The following is a 13,627-nucleotide window of genomic DNA, read 5'->3' as shown; positions in this document are numbered from 1 at the left end:
TTTATTTATATTTTTAAGTCTGCCAAATTTATTAAAATTAAAGCGTCTAAGTTTTTTAGTTCTTTTTAGTTTTTTCCATTATTTGTATTTCTTTCTTTGATATATACATATTTTTACACAATACTTAATTTAAGCATATACTCTCATTTGTATTTCTCATTGATTGTTTTTGTCTTTATTTCACTTTTCATATTTATTTTCTACTTTTTTGTCCCCTTTTCTTTCCTCTGGTTTATTTTTTACTTTGTTTTCTGGATTGCCTCTCTCTAAATTGAATTCGCTCATTTTACTACTAATTTTAAATTAACTGGTATGTAAATAGTCTTTGTTTCTAAATATTCAACAGCTTTTCTAACTGCTAATTCCCCCATTAAAGAAGGTTGTTGAGCAACAGTTGCTGCCATTTCACCATTTTTTACAGCTGCAATAGCATCTGGGATAGCATCAAAACCAACAACGACAATTTTTCCTAATTTTCCTTCTGATTTAATTGCTTCTATTGCACCTAATGCCATTTCATCATTTTGAGCAAAAACTGCATCGATATCTGGATATGCTTGCAATAAATTTTCCATAACAGTTAATCCTTCTGCTCTATTGAAATTAGCCGTTTGTTTGGCTATAAGCTTTAAGTTTGGATATTTTTTTAATTCATTTTCAAAGCCTTTACCTCTATCTCTTGCAGCAGAAGTACCAGGAATACCTTCCAATTCTACTACATTTCCTTTGCCATTTAAAAGTTCTGCAATATATTTTGCTGCCATAGCACCACCAGCAACATTATCAGAAGCAATATGCAAAATAACCTTGCCACCATTTGCTGCTCTGTCGACAGTAATGACAGGAATACCTGCATCATTTGCTTCTTCAACTGCAGCGACTATAGCATCACTGTCAGTAGGGTTGATAATTATTAAATCAACTCTTTGTTGAACAAGGTCTTCGATATCATTTAGTTGCTTATACGATTTATCCTGGGCATCAACAACTACTATATCCACACCTTGATTTACTGCTTCTTGTAAAGCTCCATTCCTTAACTCAACAAAAAATGGATTGTTCAATGTTGAAAGAGATAATCCGATTTTAATACTAAATGCCATCAATGAAAATAAAATAATAAATGTTACAAATAATACAGTTTTTTTCATACATACACCCCCTATTTTTCTTCCCTTTCCAACAGTATTGCAATTAATATAACAATACCCTTTACAGCCTGTTGGTAAAAGGGAGATACGTTTAATAAATTAAGTCCATTATTGATTATTCCCATTATTAGAGCTCCAAAAATAGTGCCAACGACACTACCCTTTCCACCGGTTAAACTCGCTCCTCCTAAAACAACAGCTGCAATAGCATCTAATTCATATCCTGTTCCAAATGTAGGTTGGGCACTATTAAGCCTGGCGGTTAAAAGTATAGCGCTTAGCGCTGATAAAATTCCACTAATCATATATATAACTATTTTATATTTAACAACTTTAACCCCACTAAGTTTAGCTGCCATTTCATTTCCGCCAATTGCATATGTATATAATCCTAATTTTGTATTTGATGATATATACCATATCAAAGTAAAAGTACCTAACATAATTATTATAGGATAAGGTATTCCGAAAAAATCTCCTCTTCCTATAACTCTAAAACTTGAAGAAAACCCTGAGATAGGCATTCCCTGAGTATATACTAATGTTAAACTTCTACCAATAGCCATAGTTGCTAGTGTTACAATAAATGGTTGGATTCTCCCTTTTGCTATAATAAATCCATTAACAAATCCCATCAATGCGCCTATAACTAATGCTGTTATTATACCTAAAAAGATAGAACCAGTTTTTAAAACAGATGCCATTATAACTGCAGATAGTGCAAAAATAGATCCAACAGATAGATCTATGCCTCCTGATATTATAACCATAGTCATACCAAAAGCCATTACCGCCTGAATAGAAACCTGTCTAAAGACATTAATTATATTAGATATTGTAAGGAACCTATCACTTAAAATTGAAAAAAATATTGAAATACCTATAAAACCAACTATTGCTGGATATTCTTTCATTTTTTTCAAAATAATTTTTCCATTCATTAAATATCAACTCCAGTAGCTAACTTTAAAATGTTTTCCTGATTTATGTTTTTTTGTTCTAATATTCCCATACTTTTACCTCTATGCATAACCATAACTCTATCGCACAAACTTACTATCTCAGGTAATTCTGAAGATATAAAAATTACAGCATTTCCTGAATTAGCTAAATTATTAACTATATTATAGACTTCTACTTTTGCTCCAACATCTATACCCCTTGTCGGTTCAACCAGAAAAACCACTTTTGGATTTCTTTTTAAAACTTTGGATAATACAACCTTTTGCTGATTTCCTCCAGATAAATTTCCAGCTTTTTGTTTGTATGATGTTGCTTTGATAGAGTACTTTTTAATTTCATCTTTTGCAATTTTTTTAGCTTTTTTCCAAAATAATATACCATACTTTTCAATTAATTTAATATTTTGGATTATTATATTTTTCATAATATCTAATTCTAATATCAATCCCATGCTTTTTCTATCTTCTGGAACCAGTGCTATACCATATTCTAAGGCTTTGTTAGGGTTATCTATTTTTTTTATTTTTCTATTATTAATTATTAAACTTTCCCATTTTGCTGGTATATATCCATAAATGGCTAAAGGAATTTCGGATTTTCCAGATCCTACTAATCCAGCTATTCCAAAGATTTCACCTTCTTTTACATCAAATGAAACATCTCTAATTACATTTCCCACTTTAAGTTTTTTTATAGAAAAAATTACTTTATTTTCAATTTTATTATATTTAGGAAACATCTCGTCTATTTTTCTTCCAACCATCATATTTATAAGATCTTCCTGTGAAAAATTATCTACAGAACCACTACCAATATATTTCCCATCTCTTAAAACAGTAACTTTATCGGCTATTTCAAAAACTTCTTCTAATCTATGAGAAATAAAAATAATACCTATTCCATTATTTTTTAACTCTTTTATTATTTTAAAAAGATTTTTAGTTTCATGTTCAGTTATAGCTGCTATTGGTTCATCCATAATAATAATTTTTGAGTTCAAGGATAAAGCTTTTGCTATTGATACTAATTGTTTTTCTGATGTATTTAAATCTTTTACAATTGTTTCAGCTTTTATATTAAAATCATTAGCTGTTAAAATTTTTTGAGCTTCATCAATTAACTGTTTTTTATTTACAAAGAATTTATTTATATTTCCAATAAAAATATTTTCTGCTACAGTTAAATCCTCAAATAAATTTAATTCTTGATGTATAGTAGCGATTCCACGATTTATTGCTTCTGAAGGATTTGAAAAAGAAATTTCTTCGTCATTATAAATTATTTTTCCTTTATCAGCTTTTATTACTCCTCCTATAATTTTTATCAGAGTGCTTTTTCCAGCTCCATTTTCACCTAACAAGGCATGAACTTCACCAGGATTAAGTTTAAAATCTATATTATCCAAAGCTAAAACACCGGGGAATTGTTTTGTCACTTTTATTAATTCTAATAACATTAAAATATCACTCCTGAAACAAAAATAGCATTAAAATAAGGTTTATTTTCACCAGTTCTAATTATAGCTTTACAATTAGTAGAAAGTTTTTTTAGATTTTCGTGAGATACAAACTCAATATTTTTATTAAACTTTTTAATTAAATTTATAAAATCTTCAGATGATTCTTTAGCAATAATAATTTTTTCTATATGTAATTCTTTTAATAGAATTTTTGTAACCTGTTCGAGTGTTGGAGTGCCGATATCTACTACTAAATCAATTTTTTTAATATCTTTTGAAATTGGAAAACCCATATCTACAACAGCAATAGTATCAGTATGTCCCATGGAAGCAATTACAGAAGAAATTTCAGAATTAAATATTCCTTTTTTTTTCACCGAATTCACCCCTTTCAGAAAACGTTCTTGAAAACGTTTTCTGAAATAAGAATAACATACTTTACATATTATTCAAAATCCAATAACAAAAAACAAACAGGGATTTGAACCAATTATTTCTAAATAGAAGCATTTTTTAATTTTATATTAATATTATTTAATTTTTATTAATAAAATTTTCCTTATACTCTGGACATATTGCTTTGAAATTACACCATTTACAATTATACTTTGAAGGTTTTGCCTGAAAAAACCTTTCGTCTTTTGGAATATTTCTTTTTTTATCCTTTAAATAAGATTCGAGTATTTTTATTCTTGATTTAATATGCTCTTCTACCTTTAAAATATCATCTTTGTTATATTTTTTTTCTTCAGAAATACCCTCCAGCAAATATTCATTTATCAATGTGATTTTTTCTAAATTAATAGTATAATTCTTATAAGCATATAATGCATATAATTTTAATTGAAAGTCATCATCTTTTGATTTTTTACCAGTTTTCCAATCAACGATAATAACTTCACTACCTTTTTTATACATAAAATCAATTATAGAATATATTTTATAATCATCAATAAAAAAAGAAGAAAAATTATTTTCTTTGTCTATTTCCATTATTTTTATACCGTTTTGTATATCTTTTAACGTTTTAGAATTATAATAATTTTGAAGCAAAATTTTAGTTTTTTCTTTTATTTTTTTTCCAAATTCATTTTCAAATATATTTCTATTTTTATAATAAATAGAATAAAACATAACTATACTTTTAGGATTTTTCTCCCATTCTTTTTGATACTTTTTTGAATAATATACAGCTTTATTAAATTCATATCCAATATTTTTCAATGCCATTTTTAAATCAGGAGTTTTTAAAGCTGTTATGTTATTAGCAATATAATCGTGTATTAAAGATCCTAAAAATTGTTCAATAGTTGTTAGTTTACTTAGTCTATAGGCCATTTTTGACCTTTCTGGTGCCGTTTTTTCCCAACCGCCCCATATCAGAAATTTAGAATAATAATATGCCCTTGGGCATTTCGATAATAATTTGTCTTTTGAAAATGACCAGGATTTTTCCGGATATTCACCAATCATATTATCCCACCTTTCGATACTTTATTATAACAAAATTATGCTATTATAAAAAAAGAAAGGAGATACAATATGAATTATTTAGAATTATTATACGAAGCTATTGATTTAGAAAAAGAAGCCGAAATAAAAACTATGATTAATGAAATAAAGTTATATGGAAAAAATAGAGAAAAAATAGGACGAGCTATAAACAATTTAAAAGGTAAATTTATAAGAAAAGAAATTGGGGGAATATATTTAATTAAATTTGGAAGAGAAGAGCCTTTTAAAACAGATATTTCTGTTGGAGATGTTGTATTGATTAGCAAAGGTAATCCTTTAAAAAGTGATTTAACAGGTTCTGTTACAGAAATTGGAAATAAATATATTGTTGTATCTTTTTCAAATAGACCACCTATCTGGATCCAAAAATCAAAAAATATTAGAGTAGACTTATATTTAAATGAAATAACTTTTAAACGTATGCAGAATGCAATTTTAAAACTTCATTATAGTGAAGGAAAGCTTAAAATTTTAAAGTCTATTATTTTAGGTAATAAGAAACCAAAGCAACCTGAAAACGTAAGTTTATCTTTTTATGATAAAGATTTAAATGATTCGCAAAAAAAGGCTGTGAAAAAAGCAGTTGGCAGTAAAGATATTTTTCTAATACATGGTCCTCCAGGTACAGGAAAGACTCGAACTCTAACAGAAATTATTATGCAAGAAGTAAAAAATGGTAAAAAAGTTTTAGCAACTTCCGATTCAAATGCTGCAACAGATAATTTGTTATTTAATCTTATACGTTATAAAGATATAAAAGTATGTAGATTAGGTCATCCGAGTAGAATAGATAAAGATTTAATATCCCATTCATTATATTATGTCGTTGAAAATCATGAAGATTATAAAAAAATTGAAAAAATCCGTGAAGAAGCTCTTAATTTATCAGAAAAAAGGGATAAATATAAAAAGCCTATTCCTCAAATAAGACGAGGACTAAGTGAGCAGCAAATAGAAAAATACGCCTTAAAAAATCGTGGAACAAGAGGAATTTTTCCTGAAGACATGAAGTCAATGTATGAGTGGATAAAACTTAACAACGAAGTTCAAAAACTTTATAATCTTGCAGAGGAATCAGAAGAAATTCTGATAAAAAAAATTATAAGTAGTTGTGATGTAATTATAAGTACAAATAGTTCTGCTGGTATTGAAGAACTGGATAATATTACATTTGATACTGTTGTTATAGATGAAGGTTCTCAGGCAACTGAACCATCATGTTATATACCAATAGTTCGTGGGAGAAAATTTATAATAGGTGGAGACCATAAACAACTTCCTCCAACAATTTTAAGTGAAAAAGCAAAAAAGGTATTATCAAAAACATTATTTGAAAGATTAATAAAAAAATATCCAGAAAACTCTTCTATATTGACAGTTCAGTATAGAATGAATGATAAAATAATGCAATTTTCTAATAAAAAATTTTATAATGGAATATTAACAAGCAGTAAAAATATTAAAAATAGAACTATATATGTTAATATCGACAATTATCCGTATAATAAAATATTAAACAAAACACCTCTGATTTTTGTTGACACCTCTGAGATTCAAGAAAAATATGAAGTGATAAAAAAAGGATCATCGTCAAAATACAATCCATTAGAAGCAAAAATAGTTATAGAAATTAGTAGAATTCTGGATAAAAACAACATCGATTATGGAATTATTTCACCATATAAAGATCAGGTGAAATATTTAAAAGAAAAAATAAATAATACAGTTAATACGGTTGATGGATTTCAAGGTAAAGAAAAAGATGTTATTATATTTTCTTTAACAAGAAGCAATGAAAAAGGTTTAATAGGTTTTTTAACAGATGAAAGAAGATTGAACGTTGCAATTACAAGAGCAAGAAAAAAATTAATCGTTATAGGAGATATATTAACAATAACCAATTATTCATTATTTAACGATTTTATAAAATATATCGAGCAAAATGGAGAAATTATTAAGTTAAAAAAATCTGATTACGATGTCTAAAAAGTAAAGTCGCTCAAACCTTGATTGTTAATCCTCAAAAATAGCTCATTCTCGCCGGCCGTATCAGACTTACATCCATGTTCTGTATTTTGCATCCGTGCAAAATTGACCGGCTTCATTTTACGCTTAGATTTTTTAGATATAAAAAATCTAAGGTAAATAGTTTTTTTAATATTTTATAGAAAACAAAAATTTTTTATAAAATCAAAATTATTTTAACCAATACCCGCGATAGTGTGTAAGGACAATCTGCGAATTTTCGTTTGCTTTACTAATTGGATACCCTAATTTTTAGAATTAACAGGTATATTAGTAACATGGCTTTATATAATTCCATATTCTCGTGAGAATATATAAAAACAGTTTTTTGTAGGATGCATTTATGCTATAATAATACTAAGAAAAAACAAATGTGGAGATGATGAAAATGAAAAAATTACCAATAGGAGTACAAGATTATAAAAAACTAATAATAGAAAATTATATATATATAGATAAAACAAAATATATATTAGAATTAGCAAATTCTGGAATATCAACCTTTCTCTCAAGACCAAGAAGATTTGGAAAAAGCTTAACAGTATCAACATTATATTATTTATTCAAAGGAGAAAAAGAATTATTTAAAGATAAGTATATATACGACAAATGGGAATTCAAGGAATATCCTGTAATAAAACTCGATATGTCAGATAATACATTAACAACATATGATGAATTTATAGATTCACTTGATGAAAGAATTGGAGAATTATATAGAGAATATAATATTTCACCAATAAAAAATAATTTACCAACAAGATTTGGACATTTAATAACTGAATTAAGTAAAAAATACAAAGAAAAAACAGTAATACTCATAGACGAATATGAATCACCAATATTAGAACATATAAACAATAAAGAAAAAGCAGAAAAATTTAAAGCATTTTTAAGAGAATTCTATAAAAAAGTAAAAACAAAAGATGAATACATAAAATTTGTATTTATAACAGGTATTACAAAATTCACAAAAACAGGAGTATTCTCTGCACTTAATAATTTAAATGATATATCGTTAAATAAAAAATATGCAACAATGTTGGGTTATACACAGGAAGAACTTGAATATTATTTTGAAGATTATATAAAAGAAACAGCAAAAGAAATAGGAATATCAGAACATCAATTATTAAAAGAAATGAAAAAATATTACAATGGTTTTTCCTTTGATGGAGAACAATTTGTATATAATCCATTCTCCATATTAAAGTTTTTTGAAGAAAAAAAATTCAGAAATTACTGGTTTGAAAGCGGCTCACCATCATTTCTATCAAAATATATAGAAGACAAAAAAGTAACCTATGAGGATTTAGTAAAAAACACGGTAAGTGCAATGGATTTCTCAACAAGAGAAATAGAAGATGCAAATGCAAATATATTCTTTACACAAGCTGGATACTTAACATTTAAGGGAATAAAAAGATATGGATTAACAGAAAAATACATATTAGATTATCCAAATCTCGAAGTAAAGAACAGTTTTTCAAAACTAATATTAGAATCAAATTACAAACCAAAAGAAGAAGCATATGAAAGGGTATATGAAATATATGAAAAAATAGAAAAAAATGACATAAAAGGATTAATAGAAGAAATAAAGAAGATAATAAGTGCAATACCGTATAACTTACACAAAAAAGAAGAAAAGTATTATCACTCATTAATATTCACAATAATAGCATCAGCAGGAATAGATGTAAAAGCAGAAGAATTAACAAACTTAGGGCGAAGTGACCTTGTAATAGATTTTGATGAAAGGATATATCTTTTTGAAATAAAAGTAGATAAAAATGCAGAGGAAGCAATAAACCAGATAAAAGAAAAGAAATATTATGAAAAATACAAAGGAAAAGAAATATATATAATAGGGATAAACATCAATTCAGAAAAAAGGAATATTGAGGATTATATAATTGAAAAGATATAACTGCATACAATCTCGAATTAACAAAATCCCCGAAAACGGGGATTTTGTTATAAGAATTTATCAATAATCTCATCAATCAAAATTCTATCATCATCCTCAAAAGAAAAATAACCAAGAGCAACGCGTTTATAACCAAAACCATATTTAATGGCAAAATCAAGGATTTTTCCTTTTGGATAAGGAGTAATAGGCCATTTGATATCATATCGAACACAATTTCTCAAAAACACATCAAAGATTTTCATTTCTTCATCACTGAGATCAAAATAGTGAAGAATAAACTCCTTAAAATTCTTCATATTTTTTAAAAGCTCAGTGATTAGTTTTTTTCTTGCTATGAAAAATGGAGAAACATCATATCCTCTTTCTTCAAAATTTTCAGAATTTGTCAATCTTTTTTCAGCTTCTTTTACATCAAAATCTGATAACATTATATTAAAAAAATGCATCTTCTCATAATCCCTTGAGAAGTATTTAATGATTTTATCTTTATCTCCTTCAAAAATCAATTTTAAAATATGATTCTTTGTAAAATATGGTTTTTCTATTAATACGCTATATATTGCGAAAAATAATATTTGAATTTCTTTTCTCGATTTATTTAGTTTTTCAAAATTTATTTTATATGATTCCCTTATCTTCTTTTTCATCTTTTTCAATTCAATCTTTTTATCAAATTTATCTTCTACATTTATTTCAGGATAATACTTTTTTAATTGATTTACAATATTTATTATTTCTAAAATTCCTAAGTCATTATTAATTCTTTTCACTTCAAAAATAGTATCAAACCAATTGTAAGTTTTTGAGAAATCCTCAAAATAATAACCAATATAATATTCAAGCAATTCAACTGCAACTAATGCTTTCTTTTTATCTTTATTCCTGATCCACCACGCAGCAGAATTCAATCCTGCACATATCATTGTAGGATGCGGAAACTCCTTTGCGTGAAAAAAACCTTCTACAAATAAATCAAAAGCTTTTTTAAAATTTTTTGTATTTAAAGATTGCCTAGCTTCAGAGTATTTTAATAAAGATAATTGTGCTTCACTTTTTTCATATTCTTCACTCCAATATCTAATACCAGAATTATTTATAAAGTTAGAAAATCTTGATTCTATATATCTTATAGCAGGTATTATTATTTTACGACATTTATTATTGATGTATGGGATTTCACTCTTTATTTTGTTCAATTCCAAATTTGCTTTTTTTATCTTTTTATTATTAAATAAAATGCTTATTTTTTCAAGAGTTGCAAGTTCTTTTAAAATAGTACTACTAGTAGTAGTAATGGTTAAATCGGCATATTTATATGCTTTTCTATAATCAAATCTCCATATATTTTTTAAACATAATAAATAATATTCAATAGCTTTATCCGATTGTAACATTAGAAGATGAAAAATATGAATAATAAAGAATTTAGTTCTCCCACTCTTTTCGTGGGAGAACCAATAACATAAAACTAATTAATCATTAACATCAAATAATAGCAAGAATATAAAATTGCATCAATACATTAAACAAAAACTTAACCATAAAAATATATCAGGTGATAAAATAATTATGTAAATTTATTAAATTTAAGAAAAGAAAAGTTGATTATAAATTTACTCAAAATTTACTTTATATCGTTGACTATTTTTTTTTTTTGCTAAAATTATTGTAAATTGAATAAGTTGAAATAATATCTTTTAATCATTCAGCAACATAATATAAAAATTATACATTCATAAAGTTTTATTATGAATCGTTAAGTTATAAAATTCACGATATTTGTTAGCAATATTATTGAACAAAGTCGATGATATTATCTGATAATAGTAATTAATAAAATAATAAAGTTCCCCAAACATCTAATCCATCAATGCCTGGAATTATTTAGTATAATTACCTAAATATGTATGTAATATATAATTAAAAAATTGAATATTTGTTAAATTATTATTTCATTTTTCGATTTACCAAGGTGAAAAAAATCACAGGAGGGAACAAAATGAAAATAGTTAATGATGCAAAAAACGAAAGTTTAAAATGTTTTATTGTTTGTTCTGCTGAATGCGTTATAATATGTTCTCTGGATACAATGAGCCCTTTGTTAGATGCAATGGGTGTAGCATCATATGCTAATACAGAACATATATCATTATAGTCTAGATGAGGAGGGAGTTTTATGAAAATAATTAATAACAATAACAAAGAAGAAGGTTTAATATGTATTATTGGGTGTGGAATAATTTGCGGATTTGGATGTCAGACTGATTCTCCTATAATACCTGTAATGGATGCTGCAGCTGGTATTTCTGGTACTATAACTGGTACGGGCGCTAAATTGTAATTGAATTTAAATTTATTGTTTTTTTATAAAATTCACCTCGGTTTTTTTATTAAGTATTATATACTAAAATTTAAAATAATTATATAAAATATGCATTTGAGAGGTGGAAATATGAAGGGTTTTATTTTTGAAACAAAAACAGGAGAAGTTATATTTATAAAATCCAAAGATGATATTAAAAATTTTTCTAATAAATATCAAAAAAGTTATTTTTATGATGATAAAATAGTTAATATTGCTAATATTAAAAATTATATAAAAAAAAGAGGAAGTAAAGAATTATTTTTTATTGTTACCGAAGATTGTAATCTTAGATGTAAATATTGTGCTTATTCGGGAGAATATTCTAATATGAGAACACATAATAATGTGTATATGGATTATAATATAGCTAAAAAAGCTATTGATAAATACTTCTCGGATATTTCACAAACCCAAAAGGAAAATCCATATTTTATTCCAGCTATTGGGTTTTATGGTGGAGAACCTTTACTTAATTTTGATTTAATAAAAAAGATAATAGAATATATAAAAAATAAAAAACACAAATGTCATTTTACTATCACAACAAATGGAACTATATTAAACGATGAAATAATAAAGTTTCTTGCTGAAAATGAAATTTCTCTTGCTTTTAGCCTTAATGGTTCTAAAAAAGAGCATGATAGATTACGAGTATTTTCAAATGAAAAGGGTACATTTGAAATTGTGTATAATAACATATTAAAAATAAAAGAGAAATATCCTTATTATTATAAAAAATATTGTTCTATAATTGCGTGTTATGATTATGGAACAAATTTATTAAAAATGAAAGATTTTTTTGATAGGAGTAATTTATCAGAAAGGCTTATCAGACTTAATATGATAGGAAATTCTTATACTAATTGGTATAATCAATATTCAAAAGAAGAAAAAGAAAAGTTCTTTTCTCAAATGAACGAACTAAAAAATTTATATTTCCAGAAAATTAAAAAAAATGAAAATGATAAATTTTTATCTTCATTATTTGGATTATCATATTTTACTATACTTAATAGAAATATAAAAGTAAATTTATATGAAAGTAAACCTTCATTTCTTCCATTTACAGGAACATGTGTACCAGGAGAAAAAATAGCAATCTCTCCTTCTGGAGATTTGCATTGCTGTGAGAAAATCAACTATAATTTTCCTATTGGCACTGTTGAAACCTGGTTGGATTATTCAAAAATAGAGAAAATAATAAAAAAATACAATCAAAAATTAAAGTCAGAATGCTTAACCTGTTCTGTGTCAAGATTGTGCCCGCTTTGTTTCGCTTTATTAGCAGGGAATGGAGAATTCGAAAAAGATCCTTCAAATATTTGTGAAAATATCAAAGAAGGAATAAAAAAATCTTTTGAAGAAATCTGGAATTTGCTAGAGGAAAGAGTTAATATATTTGATTTAATCAAGTTTTCAAAATATAAACAATGTGGGGTGTATATATGAAGAATAAATATTTTAAATTAAACAAAGACTATATTTTAGTTATTGGAAAAGAAAATAAAGGTTTAATTTATGATTTAAAAAATGGAAATATGATAGAATTAGAAAAAACATGGACTGATGTTTTAGTACAGCTAGAAAATGGCATTAAAATTGAAAATGTAAAATCATCCTATACATATGACGTAATAGAAAAAATCAAAAAAGAAACAATGGGAGAATTTTATGATAATTTTATATATGAAGAAAAAACTCGTAAAGGGATGATTCTTCCTCTTGAAGGTATGCAGAAATTACCCCCAATAATTCATAAATGTTATATTCAAATGCCTACAAGTTGTAATTTGAATTGTGAATTTTGTTTTTTACTGAAAAGTTATCCGTGTTTTGTATGTACCAAAAATTCAAATGTAAATTCTATAGATTCAAAAGCATACAAAACATTCCTAAATAATTTATTAAATTTAAATGTTCATAGCATAATATTGAGCGAATTCAATTTAGAGAGAGGCAATCCAGAAAACAAAGTAAAAAATAAACCAGAGGAAAGAAAAGGGGACAAAAAAGTAGAAAATAAATATGAAAAGTGAAATAAAGACAAAAACAATCAATGAGAAATACAAATGAGAGTATATGCTTAAATTAAGTATTGTGTAAAAATATGTATATATCAAAGAAAGAAATACAAATAATGGAAAAAACTAAAAAGAACTAAAAAACTTAGACGCTTTAATTTTAATAAATTTGGCAGACTTAAAAATATAAATAAA

The 13,627-nt window shown here is 25.8% G+C and carries 12 protein-coding genes; 6 read left to right on the top strand and 6 right to left on the bottom strand.

Annotated elements, in window-relative coordinates; genetic code table 11:
* Positions 1 to 281 precede the first annotated feature (281 nt).
* The 5 genes from XO12_RS10410 to XO12_RS10390 form a co-directional block, all read right to left on the bottom strand.
* Complete coding sequence (locus tag XO12_RS10410) at positions 282 to 1,151, bottom strand: D-ribose ABC transporter substrate-binding protein (protein WP_047266449.1); 870 nt, start codon at positions 1,149 to 1,151, stop codon at positions 282 to 284.
* 11 nt (positions 1,152 to 1,162) lie between these two features.
* Positions 1,163 to 2,092 (bottom strand): ABC transporter permease, encoded by a 930-nt coding sequence (locus XO12_RS10405; protein ID WP_047266450.1) that lies wholly within the window; start codon positions 2,090 to 2,092, stop codon positions 1,163 to 1,165.
* A complete protein-coding gene (locus XO12_RS10400; RefSeq protein ID WP_175420269.1) occupies positions 2,092 to 3,570 on the bottom strand; it encodes a sugar ABC transporter ATP-binding protein in 1,479 nt (492 codons plus the stop codon). The genes XO12_RS10405 and XO12_RS10400 overlap by 1 nt, the downstream gene beginning before the upstream one ends.
* Positions 3,570 to 3,950 (bottom strand): D-ribose pyranase, encoded by a 381-nt coding sequence (gene rbsD, locus XO12_RS10395; RefSeq protein WP_047267274.1) that lies wholly within the window; start codon positions 3,948 to 3,950, stop codon positions 3,570 to 3,572. Before rbsD ends, XO12_RS10400 begins: the two co-directional genes overlap by 1 nt.
* Before the next feature lie 157 nt (positions 3,951 to 4,107).
* Positions 4,108 to 5,046 carry a PD-(D/E)XK nuclease family protein gene (locus XO12_RS10390; protein ID WP_175420268.1) on the bottom strand — a complete coding sequence of 313 codons (939 nt, stop codon included), beginning with the start codon at positions 5,044 to 5,046 and terminating at the stop codon, positions 4,108 to 4,110.
* 69 nt (positions 5,047 to 5,115) lie between these two features.
* Here XO12_RS10390 and XO12_RS10385 point away from each other — a divergent pair, with 69 nt between their 5' ends.
* Together XO12_RS10385 and XO12_RS10380 are read left to right on the top strand one after the other, a co-directional pair.
* Positions 5,116 to 7,074 carry an IGHMBP2 family helicase gene (locus XO12_RS10385; RefSeq protein ID WP_175420267.1) on the top strand — a complete coding sequence of 653 codons (1,959 nt, stop codon included), beginning with the start codon at positions 5,116 to 5,118 and terminating at the stop codon, positions 7,072 to 7,074.
* A gap of 427 nt (positions 7,075 to 7,501) precedes the next feature.
* Positions 7,502 to 9,043, top strand: a complete 1,542-nt coding sequence (locus tag XO12_RS10380; RefSeq protein ID WP_175420266.1) for an ATP-binding protein — start codon at positions 7,502 to 7,504, stop codon at positions 9,041 to 9,043.
* A gap of 47 nt (positions 9,044 to 9,090) precedes the next feature.
* On the opposite strand, the gene XO12_RS11380 is transcribed toward XO12_RS10380, so the two are convergent.
* Positions 9,091 to 10,440: a hypothetical protein gene (locus XO12_RS11380; RefSeq protein WP_254867729.1), complete on the bottom strand. Its 1,350-nt coding sequence runs from the start codon at positions 10,438 to 10,440 to the stop codon at positions 9,091 to 9,093.
* Between the two features lie 605 nt (positions 10,441 to 11,045).
* On the opposite strand from XO12_RS11380, the gene XO12_RS10370 reads away from it, so the two are divergent.
* The 4 genes from XO12_RS10370 (at position 11,046) to XO12_RS10355 (ending at position 13,447) form a co-directional block, all read left to right on the top strand.
* Positions 11,046 to 11,201, top strand: coding sequence for a huazacin family RiPP peptide (locus XO12_RS10370; RefSeq protein WP_156166182.1), 156 nt, complete (start codon positions 11,046 to 11,048; stop codon positions 11,199 to 11,201).
* Between the two features lie 21 nt (positions 11,202 to 11,222).
* On the top strand, positions 11,223 to 11,387 hold the full coding sequence (locus XO12_RS10365; protein ID WP_175420265.1) for a hypothetical protein: 165 nt from the start codon (positions 11,223 to 11,225) through the stop codon (positions 11,385 to 11,387).
* A gap of 111 nt (positions 11,388 to 11,498) precedes the next feature.
* The gene (locus XO12_RS10360) at positions 11,499 to 12,860 is read left to right on the top strand and encodes a radical SAM protein (RefSeq protein WP_175420264.1); all 1,362 of its coding nucleotides are present in this window, start codon (positions 11,499 to 11,501) and stop codon (positions 12,858 to 12,860) included.
* Positions 12,857 to 13,447, top strand: coding sequence for a hypothetical protein (locus tag XO12_RS10355; protein WP_175420263.1), 591 nt, complete (start codon positions 12,857 to 12,859; stop codon positions 13,445 to 13,447). Before XO12_RS10360 ends, XO12_RS10355 begins: the two co-directional genes overlap by 4 nt.
* Positions 13,448 to 13,627 lie beyond the last annotated feature (180 nt).

This window comes from Marinitoga sp. 1154 (genome assembly GCF_013363285.1).
Classification (GTDB): domain Bacteria; phylum Thermotogota; class Thermotogae; order Petrotogales; family Petrotogaceae; genus Marinitoga.
Note: the sequence above shows the minus strand (reverse complement) of the source record. Positions and strands in the feature narration are given on the sequence as shown.